The sequence below is a fragment of the Enterobacter cloacae complex sp. 394F7 genome, assembly GCF_057320385.1.
Genome location: NZ_JBXWCS010000007.1, coordinates 140,805 through 162,551 on the forward strand (window position 1 = coordinate 140,805; position 21,747 = coordinate 162,551).

The 21,747-nt window shown below is 56.6% G+C and carries 16 protein-coding genes; 5 read left to right on the forward strand and 11 right to left on the reverse strand.

Annotation, left to right across the window (positions count from 1 at the left end; translation table 11 throughout):
• Positions 1-26 precede the first annotated feature (26 nt).
• From silA to AC2FAK_RS12385, 4 genes are read right to left on the reverse strand one after another with little or no spacing between them, the layout of a single operon-like run.
• The gene (gene silA / locus AC2FAK_RS12370; RefSeq protein WP_095455220.1) at positions 27-3,167 is read right to left on the reverse strand and encodes a Cu(+)/Ag(+) efflux RND transporter permease subunit SilA; all 3,141 of its coding nucleotides are present in this window, start codon (positions 3,165-3,167) and stop codon (positions 27-29) included.
• 10 nt (positions 3,168-3,177) lie between these two features.
• On the reverse strand, positions 3,178-4,419 hold the full coding sequence (locus AC2FAK_RS12375; protein ID WP_095455221.1) for an efflux RND transporter periplasmic adaptor subunit: 1,242 nt from the start codon (positions 4,417-4,419) through the stop codon (positions 3,178-3,180).
• A gap of 11 nt (positions 4,420-4,430) precedes the next feature.
• Positions 4,431-4,772, reverse strand: a complete 342-nt coding sequence (gene cusF / locus AC2FAK_RS12380; RefSeq protein ID WP_095455222.1) for a cation efflux system protein CusF — start codon at positions 4,770-4,772, stop codon at positions 4,431-4,433.
• A gap of 27 nt (positions 4,773-4,799) precedes the next feature.
• Positions 4,800-6,185: an efflux transporter outer membrane subunit gene (locus tag AC2FAK_RS12385; protein WP_095455223.1), complete on the reverse strand. Its 1,386-nt coding sequence runs from the start codon at positions 6,183-6,185 to the stop codon at positions 4,800-4,802.
• A gap of 162 nt (positions 6,186-6,347) precedes the next feature.
• On the opposite strand from AC2FAK_RS12385, the gene AC2FAK_RS12390 reads away from it, so the two are divergent.
• On the forward strand, positions 6,348-7,031 hold the full coding sequence (locus tag AC2FAK_RS12390; protein ID WP_095455224.1) for a copper/silver response regulator transcription factor: 684 nt from the start codon (positions 6,348-6,350) through the stop codon (positions 7,029-7,031).
• Positions 7,021-8,478, forward strand: coding sequence for a Cu(+)/Ag(+) sensor histidine kinase (locus AC2FAK_RS12395; protein ID WP_095455225.1), 1,458 nt, complete (start codon positions 7,021-7,023; stop codon positions 8,476-8,478). The genes AC2FAK_RS12390 and AC2FAK_RS12395 overlap by 11 nt, the downstream gene beginning before the upstream one ends.
• Here the strand turns inward: AC2FAK_RS12395 and AC2FAK_RS12400 are convergent.
• On the reverse strand, positions 8,446-9,357 hold the full coding sequence (locus AC2FAK_RS12400) for a LysR family transcriptional regulator (RefSeq protein WP_095455226.1): 912 nt from the start codon (positions 9,355-9,357) through the stop codon (positions 8,446-8,448). The two genes, AC2FAK_RS12395 and AC2FAK_RS12400, sit on opposite strands and share 33 nt — an antisense overlap.
• Before the next feature lie 117 nt (positions 9,358-9,474).
• Here AC2FAK_RS12400 and AC2FAK_RS12405 point away from each other — a divergent pair, with 117 nt between their 5' ends.
• Positions 9,475-10,884, forward strand: coding sequence for an MFS transporter (locus tag AC2FAK_RS12405; RefSeq protein WP_095455227.1), 1,410 nt, complete (start codon positions 9,475-9,477; stop codon positions 10,882-10,884).
• Positions 10,885-10,920: 36 nt separating this feature from the next.
• Here AC2FAK_RS12405 and AC2FAK_RS12410 read toward each other — a convergent pair whose 3' ends face one another.
• Genes AC2FAK_RS12410 through AC2FAK_RS12420 form a run of 3 tightly spaced genes read right to left on the reverse strand, consistent with a single transcriptional unit; the run spans position 10,921 to position 13,645 of the window.
• Positions 10,921-11,916: a DUF2891 domain-containing protein gene (locus AC2FAK_RS12410; protein WP_095455228.1), complete on the reverse strand. Its 996-nt coding sequence runs from the start codon at positions 11,914-11,916 to the stop codon at positions 10,921-10,923.
• Positions 11,917-11,939: 23 nt separating this feature from the next.
• Positions 11,940-12,926 (reverse strand): DUF979 domain-containing protein, encoded by a 987-nt coding sequence (locus AC2FAK_RS12415; protein ID WP_013096574.1) that lies wholly within the window; start codon positions 12,924-12,926, stop codon positions 11,940-11,942.
• Positions 12,923-13,645, reverse strand: coding sequence for a DUF969 domain-containing protein (locus AC2FAK_RS12420; RefSeq protein WP_013096573.1), 723 nt, complete (start codon positions 13,643-13,645; stop codon positions 12,923-12,925). Before AC2FAK_RS12420 ends, AC2FAK_RS12415 begins: the two co-directional genes overlap by 4 nt.
• Before the next feature lie 215 nt (positions 13,646-13,860).
• On the opposite strand from AC2FAK_RS12420, the gene AC2FAK_RS12425 reads away from it, so the two are divergent.
• Positions 13,861-14,409 carry a winged helix DNA-binding protein gene (locus AC2FAK_RS12425; protein WP_013096572.1) on the forward strand — a complete coding sequence of 183 codons (549 nt, stop codon included), beginning with the start codon at positions 13,861-13,863 and terminating at the stop codon, positions 14,407-14,409.
• 2 nt (positions 14,410-14,411) lie between these two features.
• On the opposite strand, the gene glgX is transcribed toward AC2FAK_RS12425, so the two are convergent.
• The 3 genes from glgX to treZ are packed head-to-tail and all read right to left on the reverse strand — an operon-like array spanning position 14,412 to position 20,752.
• Positions 14,412-16,487, reverse strand: a complete 2,076-nt coding sequence (gene glgX / locus AC2FAK_RS12430) for a glycogen debranching protein GlgX (protein WP_095455229.1) — start codon at positions 16,485-16,487, stop codon at positions 14,412-14,414.
• Positions 16,488-16,502: 15 nt separating this feature from the next.
• Positions 16,503-18,971, reverse strand: a complete 2,469-nt coding sequence (gene treY, locus AC2FAK_RS12435; protein WP_095455230.1) for a malto-oligosyltrehalose synthase — start codon at positions 18,969-18,971, stop codon at positions 16,503-16,505.
• Entirely contained in the window at positions 18,968-20,752 is a 1,785-nt protein-coding gene (gene treZ, locus AC2FAK_RS12440; protein ID WP_095455231.1) for a malto-oligosyltrehalose trehalohydrolase, read from the reverse strand. Before treZ ends, treY begins: the two co-directional genes overlap by 4 nt.
• A gap of 162 nt (positions 20,753-20,914) precedes the next feature.
• Here treZ and AC2FAK_RS12445 point away from each other — a divergent pair, with 162 nt between their 5' ends.
• Complete coding sequence (locus tag AC2FAK_RS12445; protein WP_095455232.1) at positions 20,915-21,655, forward strand: 5'-nucleotidase, lipoprotein e(P4) family; 741 nt, start codon at positions 20,915-20,917, stop codon at positions 21,653-21,655.
• Positions 21,656-21,747: the final 92 nt, after the last annotated feature.

The following is a 21,747-nucleotide window of genomic DNA, read 5'->3' on the forward strand; positions in this document are numbered from 1 at the left end:
ACCCCGCCATCTCTGGCGGGGTCTGTTTATTGCTTTTTATACCTGCGCAGCCAGATAAGCTTATACGCCGCCGGAATGATAAACAGCGACAGCAGCGGCGCTGTTATCATCCCGCCAATCATCGGCGCGGCGATCCGACTCATAACTTCTGACCCCGTGCCGGTTCCCCAGAGTATGGGCAGCAGACCCGCAATAATAACCGCCACCGTCATCGCCTTAGGTCGGACACGCAGAACCGCACCATGGTACAGGGCTTCATCCAACGCTTGTGCGGTGAATGTCTCCCGTCGGGATAAGGCCGGGTTCGCTTCGATGGCATGGCGCAGATACATCAGCATCACCACGCCAAACTCGGCGGCCACCCCGGCCAGGGCAATAAACCCGGTGCTGGTGGCGACAGACATATGGAAGCCCTGCCAGTACAGGAACCAGATCCCCCCGACAAGGGCGAACGGCAAACTCATCAGGATCAGCAAGGCTTCATCAACGCGGCGGAATGCCAGATACAGCAGAATGAAAATAATCATCACCGTCATCGGCACCATCAGCTTCAGTTTCTTATTGGCATGTTCCAGCAGCTCAAACTGACCGGAGAACGACACGCTGGTTCCCGGTCTCAGCTTCACGTTCTGGCTGATGGCCGTCTTAAGGTCATTGACCACCGACACCATATCCCTGCCGCGGGCATCAATATAGATCCAGCTGGTTGGTCGGGCATTTTCCGTTTTAAGCATCGTCGGGCCGGAAACGACACGTATGTCCGCCACATCCCCCAGCGTGATTTGCTGCTTCATCGGGGTCAGGATCGGCATCTCTTTCAGAGCCTGTGGGCTGTTCCGGTAGTCCTGAGGATAACGAATATTTATCGGGTACCGGGCCACGCCCTCGACCGTTTCCCCTACCGTCTCGCCACCAATGGCGGAGGAGACAAACAGCTGCACATCCCCCACCGTCATACCGAAGCGGGACGCTTTTTCACGATTAATATCCACATCAATGTAACGCCCGCCTTCCAGCCGCTCTGCAAGAGCAGACACCACGCCGGGTACGGTTTTGGCGACCGCTTCAATGCTCTGCGCCGTGGCGTCGATATCCGACAGAACGGTGCCTGACACCTTGATACCGATTGGGCTTTTAATCCCGGTAGAAAGCATGTCGATGCGGTTACGGATCGGCGGAACCCAGAGGTTAGCCAGACCCGGCAGACGGACGGTTTTATCGAGTTCGTCAATAATCTTGTCAATCGTCATCCCGGGTCGCCACTGATCCTCGGGTTTCAGCTGAATGGTGGTTTCCACCATTTCAAGCGGTGCGGGGTCCGTTGCGGTCTCTGCCTTACCGGTCTTGCCAAACACAGACGCCACTTCAGGAACGGTTTTGATGAGCTTGTCCGTGGTCTGCAACAGCGCAGCCGCTTCAGCCGGAGAAACGCCCGGCAGTGTTGATGGCATATACAGCAGATCGCCTTCGTTGATCTTCGGCAGAAACTCGCCGCCCATCTGACTCAGCGGCCAGATAACCGTGAAGATCGACAAGGCCGCCACCAGCAGGGTTGTTTTTGGCCAGTGAAGCACCCGCAGCAGCAGCGGATGATAGGCTTTAATCAGCAGCCGGTTCAGCGGGTTACTGCTCTCGGCAGGAATTTTCCCCCGGATCCAGAAGCCCATCAGAATGGGAATGACGATAATGGCCAGCGCGGCTGCGCCTGCCATGGCGTACGTTTTGGTAAAGGCAAGCGGACCAAACAGTCGCCCTTCCTGACCTTCGAGGGTAAAAATAGGGATGAATGATAAGGTGATGATCAGCAGGCTAATAAACAGCGCGGGGCCTACTTCAACGGAGGCGTTGGTGATCACCTTCCAGCGGGTCGCGTTATCAATCTGCTCGCCAGGGTGCTGATGATCCCACTCTTCCAGCCGTTTATGCGCGTTTTCAATCATCACGATGGCGGCATCTACCATCGCCCCCACGGCAATGGCGATCCCGCCCAGGGACATAATATTGGCGTTCAGCCCCTGGAAATGCATGACGATAAAAGCAATACACAGGCCTAGCGGCAGAGAGATAATCGCCACCAGCGCAGACCGCACATGCCAGAGAAACAGCGCGCAGACGATGGCCACCACAATAAACTCTTCCAGCAGTTTATAACTCAGGTTATCAATGGCCCGGTCAATCAGCTGGCTGCGATCGTACGTGGTAACAATCTCAACACCTTCCGGCAGGCTGGCCTTCAGCGTCTCCAGTTTATCTTTTACCGCGGTAATCACTTCACGTGCGTTTTTACCCGAACGCAGGATCACCACGCCGCCCGCGACCTCTCCCTGCCCGTTAAGCTCGGCGATCCCGCGCCGCATTTCAGGCCCGGTTTGTACGCGAGCAACATCACGCAGATAAACCGGTACTCCGTTCTCGCCGGTTTTCAGGACGATGTTATTGAAATCATCAATGGTCTGAAGATAACCGCTGGCCCGGACCATATACTCTGCTTCCGCCATTTCGACCGATGAGCCCCCTGCTTCCTGATTAGAGGATCCCAGGGCCTGCTTCACGTCAGCCAGACTGATGCCGTATTGCGCCAGTTTCAGCGGATTGACCTGGATCTGATACTGCTTTACCACCCCGCCGACCGAGGCCACTTCCGCCACGTTCGGGATGGTTTTCAGCTCAAATTTCAGGAACCAGTCCTGCAAGGAACGCAGTTCGGACAGGTCGTGTTTTCCGCTGCGATCCACCAGCGCATATTCAAAGATCCAGCCCACGCCCGTAGCGTCTGGCCCAATTTCCGAACTGACACCAGCAGGCAGCTTCCCCTGAACCTGATTGAGATATTCCAGAACGCGCGAGCGGGCCCAGTAGAGATCGGTCCCGTCTTCAAAAATAACGTACACATAGGAGTCACCAAATTGTGAAAACCCACGCACGGTCTTCGCACCCGGCACCGACAGCATGGTCGTGGTGAGCGGATACGTCACCTGGTTTTCGACAATTTGCGGTGCCTGGCCGGGGTAACTCGTTTTAATAATCACCTGAACATCAGAGAGATCGGGTAAGGCATCCACCGGCGTATTGATAATGGTCCATGTTCCCCAGACGCTAAGAAACAGCGCCCCCATCATCACCAGGAAACGGTTGGCGACGGCGCGCCGGATAATCCATGCAATCATCGTCGTCTCCTCAATGACCTGAATGACTCTTTTCAGGCTGACGCATACGCTCCAGCGCACCGGTAATATTGGCTTCGGAATCAATCAGGAACAGACCGCTGACTACCACCGACTCCCCTTCGTTGAGGCCGGATCCTACGCCGGACTGCTGCTGAGATTCGTGCAGAACGTGGATCTGCTTCGGCACAAACCGCCCTTCCGCGTCAACGGTGATGACCCGCTGTTCTTTACCCGTATCGATAACGGCCTGGGAGGGGATCAACAGCATCTCCTGGCTTTGGGTGTTCAGCTTCAGGTACGCATTCATGCCCGGCTTAAGCCGTTCGTCTTTGTTGGAAACCTGCAAGCGAACCTGCAGCGTACGGGTGGCAGGATCGACGCTTGGCAAAATGTTCCATTTTCCAACGTGAAACGATGTGTCCGGGTACGCCGGGACCGAAATGTCAAACTGCGAGGAGTCTTTCAGCAGATACGCGATGGATTCAGGCATGGCCGCGCTGATCCACACCGGATCCATCCCCTGAATCTGTGCCACAACCTTATCTTTCGAAATATTCATCCCGGTACGCAGGTCAAAGCCGGTGATCACCCCGTCAATCGGCGCTTTGATGGTAAACCGGGTCTGGACCGTGCGGGTCGAGCGTAACCTTTGAATATCCGCTTCCGGCATGCCTGCCAGACGAAGCCGTTCAAGCACCCCTTTCAGCTGCGTGGGCGTGCCACCGGTGCCGGACAACAGAAGGAACTCACTCTGCGCTTCCACCCACTCCGGAATGGTGATATCGATGAGCGGCGTGCCTTTCTTCACACGATCGCCTGTCGTCAGGGGATACACTTTCTCCACAAAGCCTTCGGATCGTGCCTGCACAATCACAAACTGATATTCGTTATAACTGACGTTGGCCGGGATGGTCTGGGCATAATTCAGCGTGCCGCGGGTCACTTTTTGCGTTTTTAATCCCAGGTTCTGAACCTGCGTCGGATCAATACGGATACCGGCACCGTTTTTATCGTCATTCTCATCCGCGTATTTAGGTACCAGATCCATATCCATAAACGGCGATTTACCGGGCTTATCGAATTTAACGTCGGGCTTCATCGGGTCATACCAGAAAAGCACCTTTCGTTCCGGCGGGGTAATTTCTGTTTTTTCTGCAGCATAAATATACTGCCACGCCGTCACTGCAATCAGCCCTCCCGCAAGAAGGCTGCCGATTATCATTGCAGCATATTTAACCTTTAACGATGCCATGCCGTGTCTCGCTATTTAATGCTCTTTAGTAAAGAGATATTGCCCTGCTGCACAAAAGAAAATTTCACGCGGTTGCCGACTTTTACGGCCTTAATACTTTCGTCTGCGTCAGTAAAGGTGAAACGCATGGTCATGGCGGGCCAGCCAATTTCCGGGATGGCTTCATGAGCGATCGTTACCTTTTTGTTTGTGAGATCAATGTCCTTTACGATGCCAGTCCCGGAGACAACCTGCTCTGTGGCCCCTTCTCTGGCAGCACTCATCTCTGCATGCTGATGAACCTCGGCCTGCAGGCCGGCAGAAAACATCATGGAGAACGCACCGAATACAACGGCCTTCATTGAATTACGCATATTATTTTCCTGTTGAGTTAATTAAGGTTATTCGACCCAACCGCCGCCCAGCGCGGTGAAGAGATTAATTTCATTAACCTGTCGGGCATAAATAAGGTCGAGAATGTTTTGCTGCGTGGAAAACAGCGCGCGTTCCGCGTCTAATACTTCGATATAACTGACCGCACCGCGGGTATATAACCCTCTGGCACGCTGCAGGGTGATGTTTAGCGAATCAAGATACCGCTGTTGCGCAGCAAGCTGCTGGCTGAGGCTGTCCCGCAGTGCGAGCGCGTCGGCGGCCTGTTTAAAGGCGGACTGAATTTTTTGTTCGTAATTTACAACCGACTGCTGCTGGCGAATTTCGGCCAGCTTCAGGTTGGCTTTATTCCTGCCCGCATTAAAAATGGGAATGTCTATTTTGGGAATAAAATTCCACATGCCGCTGCCGGACGTGAAGAGGCCAGATAATTCCGTGCTGCCCGTTGAAAGCCCGCTGGTCAGGGAGATGGACGGGAAAAAGGCAGCGCGCGCCGCGCCAATATTCGCATCGGCCGCTTTAAGCTGATACTCCGCCTCCATAATATCCGGGCGCTGCAGCAATATTGCCGATGAAAGATGGGGCGGCAGTATTACCGGCGCAATATCGTTGACGTTCATTCCGCCGTCGCCAGGTAGCGCGCGATACGTTCCGAGGACCAGCTGCAGGGCATTATTGGCCTGTGCCAGCTCCCCCTCTCTTTTGGCAATTTCTGCCCGGGTGCTTTCGATCTGCCCCCGGGCCTGTTCCAGCGCCAGCACGTTCGTACTTCCCGTCACCAGCTGTTGCTCAACGAAGGCGTAAGACTGCTGATAATTTGACAGCGTATCGCGCGCGATACGCAGCTGTTTGTAGGCCAGCTGCTGGTTGAAATAGCTCTGGGACACATTAGCGACAAGCAAAATATGCACGGCACGACGGGCTTCTTCGCTGGCGAAAAAGTTTTGTCGGTCGGCATCGCTCATGTTCTTTAGCTTGCCAAAAAAGTCGAGTTCGTAGCTAAGCGCAAGTCCCGCGTCGTACTGCTGGGAAGTGGGTTTGTCACTCTTTAGCCCCCCGCTGTAAGTGATGCCCGAGGAGGCGTTCAGTTGAGGATAACGATCCGCATCCGTCACGTTGAACTGCGCCCGGGCCTCTTCAACCTTCAGCGCGGCCATTTTTATATCGCGGTTGTTCTTCAGGGCCTCTGTAATCAATCCCGCGATTTGCGGATCGACGAAGAAGTTGCGCCAGCCGGTGTCCTGATACATGCCCTCCACGGGCGTCAGGCTGTTACGCGACAGCGAAAACTGCTGGGGTACCGGTGACGTCGGGCGCTGGTATTCAGGGGCCAGCGAGACGCATCCTGTCAGGATAAATACTGTAGTGATGCTTAGTCGTTTTAGCAGGAACATAGCGGTTCAGATGAATTCCAGAGTATTTTTAGGGCTACTCTACTGAACGCGTCCTGTTTGACGGGTGACAGGATAATGACAATGTTGTCATTTATGGCGTAAGTCATTGTTAACGGTCACGGGTGCAATAGAATGTGCTGAGCAGCCAGTCGGGGAAGCGTGATGAAAATATTGATTGTTGAAGACGAAATTAAAACCGGTGAGTACCTCAGCAAAGGGCTTACGGAAGCGGGCTTTGTGGTGGATCGCGCTGACAACGGCCTGACCGGCTACCATCTCGCCATGACCGCCGCTTATGACCTGCTCATTCTGGATATCATGCTTCCTGATGTGAACGGCTGGGATATCATCCGCATGCTCCGCTCTGCCGGAAAGGGAATGCCGGTCCTGTTGCTGTCGGCTCTCGGCACCATTGATCACCGGGTGAAAGGCCTGGAGCTGGGGGCGGATGATTACCTGGTTAAGCCCTTTGCCTTTGCTGAGCTGCTCGCCCGGGTCAGAACGCTGTTACGACGCGGCAATACGGTGATCGCCGAGAGCCAGTTTACGGTGGCAGATCTGAGTATCGACCTCGTATCACGAAAGGTAAACCGCGCCGGAAACCGCATTCTGCTCACCAGCAAGGAGTTCAGCCTGCTGGAGTTTTTTGTTCGCCATCAGGGTGAAGTGCTGCCCCGCTCGCTGATTGCCGCGCAGGTCTGGGACATGAATTTCGACAGCGACACCAACGCGATTGACGTCGCGGTGAAGCGGTTACGCGCCAAAATCGATAACGATTATGAACCGAAACTGATCCAGACGGTACGCGGCGTGGGCTATATGCTGGAGGTTCCGGATGCAGAGTAAGCCCGCCAGACGCCCCTTCTCCCTGGCTCTGCGCCTGACGTTCTTTATCAGCCTCTCCACCATTCTGGCTTTTTTCGCGTTTACCTGGTTTATGCTCCACTCCGTTGAAAAGCACTTTGCCGAGCAGGATATCAGCGATCTGCAACAAATCAGCCGCGCCATGCACCGCATACTGCAGTCGCCCGCGGATCCGGATGAAAAGAAAATCAGCAAAATCAAAGAGTCGCTGGCCAGCTATCGCAACGTTGCCGTCCTGCTGCTCGATCCCCGTGGCAATGTGCTCTTCAGCTCACAGGGTGAGGCCATCCGGCCAGCGGTGAATACCGCGGATTTCAGCGCCCATCGCCGCGCGCAGGATGTGTTTCTTTGGTCAGTGGAGGACGCTGGCAAGGCGATGCACGCCGGGTCCGACATGAAGATGGAAACATACCGGATTATCGCCTCTTCCGGCACGGCGACATTGCAGGGAAAAGAACAACACTATGTCATGCTGATCGGCCTCTCCATTAATTTTCATCTTCACTACCTCGAGGCGCTGAAAAAGAACCTGATTGCCATCGCGGTGGCGATCAGCCTGCTGATTATTCTGCTCATTCGCATCGCGGTACGTCAGGGACACCTGCCCCTGCGTAACGTCAGCAATGCGATAAAAAATATCACCTCAGAGAATCTGGATGCGAGGCTTGAGCCGTCGCGGGTGCCGGTTGAGCTGGAGCAGCTGGTGATCTCGTTTAACCACATGATTGAAAAAATTGAGGATGTCTTTACCCGTCAGGCAAATTTCTCTGCCGATATCGCCCATGAGATCAGAACCCCGATCACCAATCTGGTAACGCAAACGGAAATTGCGTTAAGCCAGAACCGCTCGCCGAAAGAGCTGGAGGATGTGCTGTACTCCAGCCTTGAAGAGTACAACCGGATGACCCGCATGGTCAGCGATATGCTGTTCCTGGCCCAGGCGGATAATAATCAGCTGATCCCTGACAGGGTAACCTTTGATTTGAGCGCGGAGGTGATGAAAGTCTTTGATTTCTTCGAGGCCTGGGCGGAAGAACGCCATATCACGCTGCGTTTTAACGGCACGCCCTGCCGGATAGACGGCGATCCGCAGATGTTCCGGAGAGCCATCAATAACCTGCTCTCCAATGCCCTGCGCTATACGCCGGAAGGAGAAACGGTGACCGTGTCGGTAAGCGAAAAGGAAAATGCGTGCGAGCTGATCGTTGCCAACCCCGGCAAGCCGATCCCTGAGGCGCATTTGCCCCGGCTGTTCGACCGCTTTTACCGGGTGGATCCGTCCAGACAGCGAAAAGGCGAAGGCAGCGGGATCGGCCTGGCGATTGTGAAATCCATCATCACCGCGCATCACGGCAACGTACGTGTGGAATCCGATGCCGTGTCGACCCGTTTTATATTATCGGTGCCGCGACTGATGGCACACCGATAGCACCTTCTCTCTGAGCCACCGGTGGCCCGGATCCTGTTCCATCCGCGGGTGCCACATCTGAGATACGGTAATGGTCCGGGTGTTGAACGGCAGTTCAAAGATGTGCACATTCTCGCTCATCGGTTGATTGAGCAGATACAACGCCGGGACCATCGCAATCAGATCGGACGCCAGCGCCACGGATAAGGCAGTCGGAAAACCGGGCACCACGCTGGCGATTTTGCGTTTCATCCCCCGCGCGGCCAGGGCATCATCAACAAAACCGTGTGATGAGCCATTTGGCGCGGTCACCACATGACCCCAGGCGACATAATCCTCAAGGCTGACTGCTGGCAGCGCCGCCAGTGGATGCCCTTTGCGCACCGCGCCAACAAAGCGGTCCTCAAAGAGTCGCTGCAGACGAATTTCGGGCCCCATGTTGCTCTGCACACCAATTTCCAGGTCAACCAGCCCCTCCCGCAGATAACGCGACGTTTTCTCCGGTTTCGGGGCAAAGCGGATGCAGACATCCGGCGCTGCTTCCGCAACGGCCGCAATCAGCAACGGGCCAAACGCCACCACAAAGCCATCATTGGCTCTGACGGTAAACACCCGTTCAAGATTTTCTGCCCGGAAGGTGTCCGTTGAAGGCTGCAGCACCGCCCTTACCTCATGCAGCGCATGTCGGGCGCGATCCCGGGTGGCTTCGGCCCACGGAGTCAGCACCATCTGACGCCCGGCCCGCACCAGAATCGGATCGCCGGTGACCTCACGAAGCCTGCTCAGCGTGCGGCTCATGGCTGAGGTGCTCAGGTTAAGACGCCGCGCCGCCCCCGCCACGCTGGCTTCAGCCAGCAGGATGTCGAGCGCGACAAGCAAGTTGAAATCAGGATCGGTCACAAAACCTCCTCATACAGGGCGTTTGATGCAACGTATAAGTGCAAATGCTGCGTCTTCCGCCCTGTATAACCCATTACTATAGTGTCGTCATCAACATTTTTGCCTGGAGATAACACGATGACGCTCTTTTCAAACCAACCCGGCGACGAAGGGTTACCGGGACATGAACGCGCCCGGGTGATGGCTGCGGTGATGACCACCACGTTGATGGGCGTATTCGATGGCACCATGATCAACATTGCCCTGCCATCAATGGCCAGCGCGATGCAGGTGCCCGCGAATGTCGCAGTCTGGTTCGCCAACGGCTATCTGCTGTCTGCGGCCATGACGTTAGCCATCTTCGCCGCACTTGCCGCGCGCGTGGGTTACCGCCCGGTGTTTCTGGCGGGACTGGCTACGTTTACCCTGACCTCGCTCGGCTGCGCGCTGGCAACAACGCCGGAAATGCTGATCGGGATGCGTATTTTGCAGGGTATCGGCGGCGCGGCCACGCTGAGTATTGCCCCGGCGATCCTGCGCTCGGTATTCCCGGGACGGCTGCTTGGCCGCATTCTGGGGCTGCACGCTCTGTTTATCGCCGCCAGCACCGCCATTGCACCGGTGCTGGGCGGAACAATACTCGACGTACTGAGCTGGCAATGGCTGTTCGCGATCAACATTATTCCCGGCACCGTTGCCCTGCTGCTGGCCTGGAAAGCGCTGCCGCGGGCGACGGCCTCTGATACGTCCCCGTTCGACGTGCCCGGTGCCCTGTTGTCCGTGATCCTGCTGGGGTCGATGATCATGGCGGCAAACAGCATAGAGAATAGAGCGCACGCCATCAGCACCGTTTGCTGGGCATTTGTCGCTACGGTCAGCCTCATCGCTTTTGTCTGGCATATCCGCCGTGCCCGGAGCCCCATCCTGCCGCCGGTGATATTCAGCAACGGACGGTTTACCCTCGCCGCGCTAACCTCGCTGGCCTCGTTTGTGAGTCAGGGCATTACCTTTATCGCGCTGCCGTTTCTGTTTCAGAGCGTGTACGGCTATAGCCCGGCGATCTCCGCTTTACTGTTCACCCCCTGGCCGATAGGTATCGTACTTATTGCGCCGCACGCGGGCCGTTGGGCAGACACGATCTCCGCCCCGTTGATCTCCACACTTGGACTGATGATTTTTGTCGTTGGGTTGATTTTGCTGGCGACGCTGCCTGCCGGCCCTTCTGCCTGGGATATCTGCCTCAGGAGCTTGGTGTGCGGTATCGGCTTTGGCTGTTTCCAGAGTCCCAATAACCGTGAAATGCTCTCTAACGTTGCCCGGGAGTACGCCAGCTATGCATCCGGGGTGTTGTCCATCGTCAGAACGTTCGGCCAGTGTCTCGGTGCCGCCGTGGTGGGAGTTTTGCTGGCTGCGACCGCAGGGTCAGATCATCAAATGCTGGATGACGGTGCCGTTCATATTGCGCTGTGGATCGCGGTGATCGCGTCAACTGCGTCAGTATTATTTAGCGTTAGCCGACTGCGTCGCGCGCGACAGGCTACGGCATAAATGCCAGGGCAGCGTCCTGCGACGCTGCCCCCATATTTACTCCAGCGCCAGCAGCGCAAAACTCGCCAGCCAGTGCCCACCGCTGTAGTGGCTGCCGACAACATGCCCGACGCTCGCCTTCAGGTGTTTCGCCACCGCATCACGCAGCGCTTGCTGCGCCGGATGATCCTCCGGCAGCGCACTGGCAATATGCTTCATGCACCAGGCGCGGCTGAGGTTTAATCCGTCCAGATGCGCAATTTTGGGGTCGGTACGGTCGCTCACTTCTGCCGGGTTCATCAGCGCTGAAACAGCCCCGATATTCGGCAGAAACGCGTCGAACCAGGCCGGGAAATTCTCCGCGACCTTGCTCATCAGCAGAGCCTCTGTCAGCGCGCCGGACACATACTCATCGCCCCCCGGTTCATAGTGAGCCGGATACTGGGTATCCGCGTGATAAAACCGCGTCGCCGCCCCCAGAATGGCACTCTCCAGCGCGTTATCTTCCACCGCCCGGGCGTAATCGATCCCCAGCGCGAGGGCAAACGCGGTGTTGTAATGCGTGCCAACCCGGATCGGGTACGTCAGCTTACTGAGGTAATCCACCAGACGGTTGCGAATGTCCTGCGTTAACGGCGCAAGCGTCTGATACCAGCCTGCCGCCTGCGGCAGCGATGACTGTTTCAGCTCCTGGGCCAGTGCCAGCAGCCAGCCGTAACCATACGGACGCTCGAACGAGGCGCGGAACGGCGCGTTGAAATAGGCCAGCTCCTGCGCCACGTTTTCTGGCGTGAGATGGTCGGCAAATAGCGTGATAATGTCATCCCGGCACGACAGTTCCGGGTAGAGGCGCAGGCAGCGCAGCAGCAGCCAGTAGCCGTGTACCGCCGAGTGCCAGTCAAAACAGCCATAAAAAATGGGATGCAGTTCGCGCGGCGGCAGGACGTCCCCGTCATCATTGAGCAGATGCATAATGTGGTTCGGGTATTCCTGGCGCAGATAGGTCAAAGGCATTCTGGCAAAAGCATCAGCCTGGTGTTGCGTTAATTCCATCACAGCTCCTTAGGTTGCCACGCTTAGCGAAACACGAGGAAATACATTAAGAACACGTTGACCACCAGCAGGGTTAACGCGGTCGGGATCTGGATCTTAATGACCTGATATTTGTCTTTCAGCTCCAGTAACGCGGCGGGAACAATGTTGAAGTTCGCCGCCATCGGCGTCATCAGCGTGCCGCAATAGCCAGCGTACATACCAATCGCCAGCAGCGGTGCCGGATTACCGTGATGCACGTGGATCAGAAACGGTAAGGCGATACCGGCGCTGAGCACCGGGAAGGCCGCAAAGGCATTACCCATGATCATGGTGAACAGCGCCATGCCGACGCAGTAAATCACCACCAGCATAAAGCGGCTGTCCGGATTCACAAACAGGCTGACCACCTTCTGCACGGAGTTGCCGGTATTGGCCACCACAAAAACCCCGCCCAGCATGGCCAGCATCTGCGGCAGGATCACCGCCCAGCCAATGGTATCCACCAGGCGGCGAGACTGACGGACGGCATGCAGCGGCGTTCCTTTTGTCAGCCACCAGCCGGTAAGGATGGCCGCCACACAAGCCACGCACAGCGCCGCCAGCGTGAGCTGTTTTTGATCGAGCAGGTAAACCCCGCCAATCGACACCCCTTTCAGGAACAGCGTGCCGATAACCGTCACTACCGGGATCATCAGGGCAGGTAAAAACAGCCAGTTTTTCAGCCGGTTTGACGAGGCAATACGCTCGGGCTCGCTGGCCATCTTGTACTGCCCTTTACCGACCAGCCCAAAGCCTGCCAGCAGGGCAATTACAATCACGGCGCCGCCAATGATCCGGTACGCCAGCGAGCGGCCCAGCTCCTGCACCATCAGGTCACCGAACAGAAAGATCCCACCGAACAGAAACCAGAACAGTGCCGTGGTAAAACGTTTGGGGTTGGCGCGATCGCGCAGGGTCATGACCACCAGCAGCATCACGACAAAGCCAATCAGGTAGTACACGCGGTTAATGGTGAGCAGCGTCATCATGGCGCGATCTCCTGCGTTCCCTGCCCGGCTTTCCAGGCCATCACGTCACGACGGATGCTGGCATCCAGGCGCAACAGACGCGTCATATGAATAATCAATGCCGCAATCGCCGTCGGGATCGCCCACAGGCCGATATGCAGCGGTTCAATACCCTGAATACCGTTCTCCTTCAGGAAAGCGTCGATCAGCAGCACCGCCCCGAAGGCGATAAAAATATCCTCGCCAAAGAACACCGCGATATTGTCGCACGCGGCGGCATGGGCTTTGATTTTGTCGCGAATATGCTGGGGCAGTTCGCCGTATTCGTTCAGCGCCGCCCCTTCGGCCATCGGTGCCAGCAGCGGACGCACCGTCTGGGCATGACCGCCCAGCGACATCAGCCCCAGCGCGGCCGTCCCCTCGCGGGCGACAAAATAGATCATCAGAATACGCGCCGAAGTGGCGCTGGCGATCTTCGCCACCCACGCCTGTGCGCGCTCTTTTAGACCGTAATATTCCAGCAGACCAATAACCGGCAGGATCAGAATGAATGTGGCCAGAGAGCGGCTGTTGACGAACTTCTCGCCGAAGGTTTCCAGCAGCATGCCGAAATCCATCCCAACCAGTAGACCCGTCGTCAGCCCCGCTACCACGACCACCAGTAGCGGGTTGAAGCGCAGGGCAAAACCAATAACCACCACCGGGATCCCGATAAGCGGCAACAGTGTAGAACCGTCCATAAACGTTACCCTATCCAAAGTGAGCGTTGCGCGCCGACGGCTATTTTTTTAATTTGCGGCGAGCGATGTTGTGTTTTCCGTCAGGCTTCGAAAACCTGCGTTAAAAAGCTATATCTGAACCGCAAAAACATGTAAACAATTTATCAATAAAATGTTCTTATTTTATCGATGAGTTTACATTTCCGGGCAACAGCCACACTCCCGTAAGGAACGTTATGACCCTGAAGAAAAGTGCTGCATCAATGAATCACGACGACATTAACGACGGCCGGATCGTCTCCTCCCGCCATCTGGTTTCCGAGCGCTGCGCGGAGCTATCGGAGCTGGAGTACGCGCTGATCATGACCAGTAACGCGTTCAATAAATGGATGGTGCGCTGCATGACCGCGGCCGGTGAGCCGGATATGGGGGCCTTTGACGTCTCGCTTTTGCATCATGTGAATCACCGCAATCGCAAGAAGAAGCTGGCCGATATCTGTTTTGTGCTCAACGTGGAAGACACCCACGTGGTGACCTACGCGTTGAAAAAGCTGGTCAAGGCGGGCTACGTCACCAGTGAAAAGGCAGGAAAAGAGCTTTTCTTCTCCACCACCGAGGCGGGAAAAGCACTGTGCATGAAATACCGGGATGTGCGCGAAGCGTGTCTGATCAACATACATGCCGAAAGCGGGATTTCGGGTGCCGCTATCGGTGACACCGCCCAGCTGCTGCGCACCATTTCATCCCTGTATGACACCGCCGCACGGGCGGCGGCATCACTTTGACATCACGGGCGTCTGAAGAGAGTAATACTGCGCCCCGCCAGTTCGTAATCCACGGTCCGGGTGATGACCTCGCCCGTGGCAACCTCCCCCGCCGTGGAGAGTTCCAGCACCCAGCCTCCTTCACCAAACTGCGGGATCTGGAACGACACGGCGCCTTCGAAGGGGTTGAACAGCATCAGCACGTCGTGCCAGATCCCCTCCTCCTGGATGAGATCGGGCCGGCTGATGGAGACGCCGATTGTCGAGCCTTCCTCCCATTGCTCAGACTGCTGCGGTCCTCCTCCGGCGTTAAACCAGCGGATCTCAAGACCGTCTCGCCAGCTCTCCCGGCGCAGCAGCGGCTGTTTGGCGCGAAGCGCAATCAGGTGCCGGGTAAACTCGCGCAGCGCGACGTCGTTTTCTGACAACCCTTTCCAGTTGATCCAGGAGATCTCGCTGTCCTGGCAATAGCCGTTGTTGTTCCCTTTTTGCGTCCGGCCAAACTCATCCCCGGCCAGCAGCATCGGTGTACCATGGGAGAACAACAGCGTAGTGAGGAAGTTCCGTTTCTGCCGTTCACGGGTGGCAATAATGTCCGGGTTCTCGGTCGGGCCTTCCTCGCCATAGTTATACGAGCGGTTATCGTTATGCCCGTCGTTGTTCTCTTCACCATTATCGGCGTTGTGTTTCTCGTTGTACGACACCAGATCGTTCAGCGTGAAGCCGTCATGCGCGGTAATAAAGTTGACGCTGGCCCACGGGCGACGCCCGCGTAAATCATAGAGATCGCCCGAGCCCAGCAGGCGGGCGGCAAAATCAGTGGGAACGTTATCGCCCCGCCAGTATTCACGAACGGTATCGCGATATTTGTCGTTCCACTCGCCCCAGCCGGGCGGGAAGCCGCCCACCTGATAGCCGCCGGGGCCGATATCCCAGGGCTCACCGATGAGCTTGAGTTTTGATAAAACCGGATCCTGGGTCATGGCATCAAAGAAGCCGCCGCGCGGATCGAACCCTTCTGGCTCGCGCCCCAGTATCGTACCCAGATCGAAGCGAAAACCGTCGATATGCATCGATTCCGCCCAGTAGCGCAGCGAATCCATGATCATCTGCAGCACACGCGGATGTGAGGTGTTCACCGTATTCCCCGTGCCGGTGTCATTGATGTAATAGCGATGCTGATCCGGCAACGTGCGGTAATAGCTGTAGTTATCGATACCCTTGAACGAGAGCGTCGGGCCAAGCTCATTGCCCTCTGCCGTGTGGTTATAGACCACATCCAGAATCACCTCGATACCCGCGTCATGGTAGGCGCGGACCATATCGCGAAAGCCCTGGATCCCCGCCGGGCCGTAATAGCGTGACGCGGGCGCAAAAAAGCCCAGCGTGTTATAGCCCCAGAAATTCTTCAGGCCGCGGTCCAGCAGGTGCTGATCGTCCGGGAACCAGTGAACCGGCAGCAGCTCGACGGCGGTGATACCCAGACTTTTGATGTAATCGACCGAGGCTTTATGCCCCATGCCTTCAAAGGTGCCGCGCAGCTCGGGCGGTATCGCCGGGTTGAGCTGGGTGAAACCTTTCACATGGCTCTCATAGACCACGGTATGCGGCCAGGGGATCGCTGGCCGCTGATGGTCCTGCCAGTCAAACGCATTCGGATCGATAACCCTGCATTTTGGAGTGAACGGCGCGCTGTCACGCGTATCAAAGCTCAGATCCAGCGCATCATGACCCAGTTCGTAGCCAAAATGGGCATCATTCCAGTCGATATCGCCCACCAGTTCACGGGCATAGGGATCGATGAGCAGCTTATGCGGGTTAAAGCGATGCCCGTTTTCCGGGTCATACGGCCCGTAGACGCGATAGCCATACAGCGCGCCGGGCTGGAGGTCGGGCACATAGCCGTGCCAGATCTCGTGGGTATATTCCGGCAGCTCCAGACGGGCGATTTCCGTTTTACCGGAGGGATCAAACAGACAAAGCTCCACCCGCTCGGCGTGGGCTGAAAAAAGCGCGAAGTTAACCCCTTTCCCGTCATAATTTGCACCCAGCTGCTGGCCATGACCGGCCCGTATGTCAAACGTATTTTCCTTTGCCATTTTCGTTCTCCACGATTATTCGCAGGTAAGCAGAACTAACAAACTTCCTGTTTCAGACGTTAAATCCAGCGTCTCCCGCAGCGCCCGACGTTCACCGGTAAACAGATCCCGGTAGCGTTTCCCGGAAAGCTCTTCGGGGATGACGACCGAAGTGTTGGCCCACAGCGTTTCGTTTGTGGGGCTAGCAAAAACCAGACGCGGTACGGCAACAATCAGCGCCTCCCCGTCCTTCACGCGCGCGTAGACAATCAGGTTTTCCTCGCGCTCGCCGCTGACCTTCAGCGGCAACCAGTCGCCGTACTGGAAGAGCGATAAATAGTGCTGCCGGACGCGTAACAGCGTGGCGGTGACATACTGCTTCACCTTGCCGTTTCGCCACTGCTGTTCGTCGGCAAAGAGCTTTGCGTCGGCGCTGCTCAGGTTTTGCCTCAGCGTGGCGAAATCCGGCTCCAGCCGGTTATCCGGGTCGACCAGGCTAAAATTAAGCGCCTCGCTTCCCTGATAGATGTCTGGTACGCCCGGCGCCGTCAGTTTGATCACCGTCTGGCTCAGGCTGTTCATCAGCCCGGCGCGGATAAAGGGTTGCAGGGAGGACGAGAAATCATGCAGGAACAGCGTGTTCTCAGGGGACAGCAAGTGCCGGACGTAATTCAGCACCACGCTCTCATAGCCCTCATTGCTGTCGATCCAGTCGGTACGCTGTTTGGCCTCGCGCAGCGCTTTCTCAATAAACCCGAGGAAACGCGCTTCGAGAGACTTCAGCCCTTCACCATCGTCAGGCGACAACGTTGCAGGCCAGACGCCCGCCAGCGCCTGGTAGATCATCCAGGTATCGGCCGCGTTTGGCGCGGTACCGTCATTGAGAAAACGCACCTGGGTCTGGTTCATCTGCCGCCAGCGCGCCAGATTTTCGCCCCACTGTTCCGGGGCTTCCGTCAGGGTGTAGAGGCGTGCCCGCGCGTCTTCCCCGCGCTTGGTGTCGTGCGTGGAGGTCCCCAGCAGCGCATCGGGCTGACGGGCCAGACGAATACGCATCTCCTGGTGAAAGCGGGATAACGAAAACGCGCGCGGGGTGGGATCGGCCCCCACTTCGTTCAGGGCGAGCTCGAGGTTATGGCGGAAAAAGAGCGTATCTTCCACCGATTTCGCCATCAGCGGCCCGGTAAGCTGCTGGAAGCGGGTTATGAACAGCGAGGCTGCATCGCGGCTGCTGGCGTCCAGGTCGCCGGTGAGGATCCTCACCAACAGGCTTAACGCCGGTTCCGGTGCGTCGACGCTGGCGACAACGCGGTTCAACAGCGCGACATCCGGGGCGGTTAACCCGTCGGCGGTGCCGTAGGTGCGGTAGACCGGAAACGCAATCAGCAGTTCGCGCAGCGTGTAGCGTATGTCGTCCTGCGGCACGTCAATGTCGTTGCATCGGGCAAGGTCGGTGGCAATGTTAAGCAGCGTGGTGAATTCACCCTCAAAATTGCGATCGGTCATCAGCCCTTTAGCGTTGCGAAGTTCCGCATGGCGATCGACCGTCACGCCCAGCGTCTCGTCGTGGATTTTTTCCAGCCGCCCGAGGTTATTATCGTCGACCAGCACTTCGGCCAGCGAGGCGATAAACTCATATCCGGTGGTGCCGGATACCGGCCATTCCACAGGCAGTTGTTCCCCTTTGGCGAGAATTTTTTCCACCGTGATATAACAGTCGGGACCGGTTGCCTGCCGTAACCGCTGCAGGTAACCCAGCGGGTCGGCCAGCCCGTCGATATGGTCAATGCGCAACCCGTCGACAATGCCGGTATGCACGAGCTCGAGGATCAGGCGATGCGAATCCTGAAACACCCCCTCGTCTTCCACTCTGACGCCCACCAGGCCGGTAATTTCAAAAAAGCGCCGCCATGAGAGCTGTTTCGGCGCTTCCCGCCAGGACATCAGCCGCCAGCTCTGCGCCGCGTGGATCGCCTCGATGCTTTTCTCCGCAGCCCATGTTCCGGGGTTAAGCGGATAGGCTGTGTCATAGTAGACCAGCGCGGCCTCACCGGTGACACTGTCACGTTTCAGAGTAATTGCCCCTTTCTCCAGCTCGGCCTCAAAGGTGTCGCCAAGGAACGGCAGCGTCAGCGGGCGCGACCAGTCGATATCAAAATAGTGCGCGTAACGGCTTTGCTGACCAAACGCGATAACATCCCGCCACCAGCGGTTTTGCAGCGAGGTCGACATATGGTTAGGGACGATGTCCAGAATGAGCCCCATTCCCGCCTGCCTGAGTGCCGCCGTCATGCGGTCGAAACCGGCGCGCCCGCCAATGGCGGGATCGATTTCGTTAGGATCGGTAACGTCATAACCGTGGGTTGAACCGGTGGTGGCGGTAAATATCGGTGAGGCATAGAGATGGCTGATCCCGAGGTCTTTAAGGTATGGCACCAGCTCCACCACGCGGTCAAAGGTCATGCCATTGCGGAACTGTATTCGGTATGTGGCACAAGGGATCATGATGCGTCTCCATCTGCAAAACGAACGACAATGCTGTTTGGCACTAACACCTCAGCGGCCTCCGGCCAGCTAAAGAGCGTTTCGCCTGCCAGCGCAGGAACGTCAACGGGCTTATTACCGATATTCAGCGCCAGCGACAATGTCCCCGTCGGGAAAGACCAGCTCACCGCCACCATACCGGGAGCGGTCTTAACGATTTTGCCCTCAACGGTGCCGCCAGGGCGAAGTAACGGCACAAGATAGCGATGCCGCAGGACAAGCAGGCTTCGCGTGAAGCGCAGCCAGGATTTACCCTGCGCAGTCGTCACGTTGTGCCAGTCCAGTTTTGAGCGGGCAAAAGTCTGCTCGTCATTCGGATCCGGTACATCGCCATCGTGTCCACTGTGGCCGGTAAACTCTTTTGCCCGCCCTTCCCGCACGGCTTTCGCCAGATCGCCATGAAAATCCGTAAAGAACAGGAACGGGTTGGTTTCGCCATACTCTTCGCCCATAAACAGCAGCGGGATATGGGGTGACAGCAGCAGCGCGGCGAGCAGAACGCGGGTTTTATCCGCGCCCGCCAGGGTAATAAGCCGTTCGCCCTGGGCGCGGTTACCGGTTTGATCGTGGTTTTGAATAAAATCGACAAAGAAGGTCGGCGGCTGGGTGTGGCATTCCACCCCGCGTGAGTGTCCGGTCTGCAAAGAGACCTCACCCTGATAGACAAACCCTTCTGCGAGTGCTCTGGCGAATTTTTTTTCCGGTTCGAAGGCAAAATCCTGATAGTAGGCATGCGTTTCGCCGGTGGCAAAGACGTGGGCGGCGTTGTGGAAATCATCATTCCACTCGGCGGTAAACAGCGGCGTGGCTCCCTTCTCATCCCGAGGATGCAGGAAAATCACGTTACGGCTGTCCTCGGTGGTGAGATGGATATGACGATCCGGGAGCGCTTCGCGGATCGTTTCCGCGATCTGCTGAAGAATATGTTTCGACGCCGTATCTTTAATCTGGTCGATGGCATCAAACCGTAAGCCATCCAGACGGTATTCAGTCAGCCAGAACAGGGGCGCGTCAAGAATGTAGTGTCTGACCGGCTCCCGTTCATAGGCGATACCGTTACCCCACGGCGTCATTCTCTGCGCATCAAAAAACGCGGGTGACAGCAAGGGTAAGTAGTTTCCTTCCGGGCCGAAATGGTTGAGTACGATATCCAGCACGACAGAAAGGCCCAGGCCGTGCGCCGCATCGATGAACGCGTGAAAATCCTCCGGCGTGCCGTAGGCGGAGTGCGGGGCATACAGCAATACGCCGTCATAGCCCCAGCCGCGGTTGCCGCCGAACTGTGAAACCGGCATAACTTCAAGCTGGGTGATGCCGAGTTCAGCCAGATACGGCAGCTTGTCGATAGCCGCCCGGAAGGTGCCCTGCGGTGTAAAGGTGCCAATATGCAGTTCGTAAATCACCGTCTCTTCCCACGGTCGCCCTGCCCAGTCTGGGTTGATGGGCTGATAGCGGCCGGGGTCAATCACCACGGAGGGGCCATTAACGTCCCCTTTCTGCGCCCGCGATGCGGGGTCAGGTACCGCCATGCCGTCCTGTAAAACGAACTGATACTCGGTGCCATGCGTCACGCCAGGTACGTCAATCTGGAACCAGCCGTTACCGACCGCCGTCATGGGCAGATCGCGTTCTGCCAGACGTAGCGTAAGTTGTTGTTGTCCCTCAGCCCAGACGCGAAAACGTACAACGTCACCGGAAATAAACTCAGCACCCCACTGCTTTTGAAATGTCCTGAATTCCATTCATTGTCCTCGAATGACCCACATTTTACGCGGAATGAAGTACAAGCTTAGTTCAGGATCGAAAGCACGTTTCAACAGAGCCCCAACGTGCAACCGTCATTTTTCTGTCACTTAAATTCATTACGCTTTCGTCATTTTGACAAGGGTGTTAAGGAAACAATAATGAATTCAATAGCTAAGGCATTACTGGTGGCAGTACCGATGTTGAGCGCAACCGCTACCGCGGCAAATAATGAACTGTGTGAACCAAAAGCCTATGAAATGGCGCTGCGCTACCAGCAGAAGTCAGCTGAAATCATGGCGCTTCAACTGCAGACGTACCGTTTTGCCACCGGCCGTTTTGACGAGAAAGTGAAAGATCTGAAAATGCCAGAAAATTACGCGGTGGTCATGGATCTGGATGAAACCGTGCTCGACAACACCCCGCTGCTCGTGCGCGACATGGAACAGTGCCATGACTACACCCAATGGGATACCTGGAGCGACTGGGAAAAACAGGGAAAACCCGGCCTGATCCCCGGCGCGAAGGCGTTTCTTGAGCATGTGAATCAAAGCAAGGTGCGTATCTACTACGTCTCTGACCGCATGCAGGAAAATAAAGCAGATACCATCAACACGTTAAAATCCCTTGGCCTGCCGCAGGTCTCGGACGACAGCGTGCTTCTGGATACGGTGAGTAAAGAAGAGCGCCGCCAGAGCATCCTTAAAAAGCAACAGATCATTATGTTGTTTGGCGACAGTCTGCCGGATTTCGCCGTGCAGTTTAAAAACAAAAAACCGAGTGAGCAGCAGCGCGAGCTGGTTGAGGCAAGCGCAGAGCATTTTGGCAATGACTGGATTGTGCTGCCTAATGCCGCTTATGGCTCATGGTCAAAAGCCACGCCGGACAGCTGGAAGCCGTAACAATCTGCCCGCCGGGCACGGTATTGCCGTTGCCCGGCCAACCCACTGAGCTATCCATCCCATTTATAGGTCCTATCACTGTTGAGCGGGTT

Coding starts and splice junctions, on each gene's coding strand:
- AC2FAK_RS12420 (WP_013096573.1), bottom strand. CDS start 13,645: ATGGACGGTTCTACACTGTTGCCGCTTATCGGGATCCCGGTGGTGGTT.
- silA (WP_095455220.1), bottom strand. CDS start 3,167: ATGATTGCATGGATTATCCGGCGCGCCGTCGCCAACCGTTTCCTGGTG.
- glgX (WP_095455229.1), bottom strand. CDS start 16,487: ATGGCAAAGGAAAATACGTTTGACATACGGGCCGGTCATGGCCAGCAG.
- treY (WP_095455230.1), bottom strand. CDS start 18,971: ATGATCCCTTGTGCCACATACCGAATACAGTTCCGCAATGGCATGACC.
- AC2FAK_RS12375 (WP_095455221.1), bottom strand. CDS start 4,419: ATGGCATCGTTAAAGGTTAAATATGCTGCAATGATAATCGGCAGCCTT.
- AC2FAK_RS12395 (WP_095455225.1), top strand. CDS start 7,021: ATGCAGAGTAAGCCCGCCAGACGCCCCTTCTCCCTGGCTCTGCGCCTG.
- treZ (WP_095455231.1), bottom strand. CDS start 20,752: ATGGAATTCAGGACATTTCAAAAGCAGTGGGGTGCTGAGTTTATTTCC.
- AC2FAK_RS12405 (WP_095455227.1), top strand. CDS start 9,475: ATGACGCTCTTTTCAAACCAACCCGGCGACGAAGGGTTACCGGGACAT.
- AC2FAK_RS12390 (WP_095455224.1), top strand. CDS start 6,348: ATGAAAATATTGATTGTTGAAGACGAAATTAAAACCGGTGAGTACCTC.
- AC2FAK_RS12445 (WP_095455232.1), top strand. CDS start 20,915: ATGAATTCAATAGCTAAGGCATTACTGGTGGCAGTACCGATGTTGAGC.
- AC2FAK_RS12385 (WP_095455223.1), bottom strand. CDS start 6,185: ATGTTCCTGCTAAAACGACTAAGCATCACTACAGTATTTATCCTGACA.
- AC2FAK_RS12410 (WP_095455228.1), bottom strand. CDS start 11,916: ATGGAATTAACGCAACACCAGGCTGATGCTTTTGCCAGAATGCCTTTG.
- cusF (WP_095455222.1), bottom strand. CDS start 4,772: ATGCGTAATTCAATGAAGGCCGTTGTATTCGGTGCGTTCTCCATGATG.
- AC2FAK_RS12425 (WP_013096572.1), top strand. CDS start 13,861: ATGACCCTGAAGAAAAGTGCTGCATCAATGAATCACGACGACATTAAC.
- AC2FAK_RS12415 (WP_013096574.1), bottom strand. CDS start 12,926: ATGATGACGCTGCTCACCATTAACCGCGTGTACTACCTGATTGGCTTT.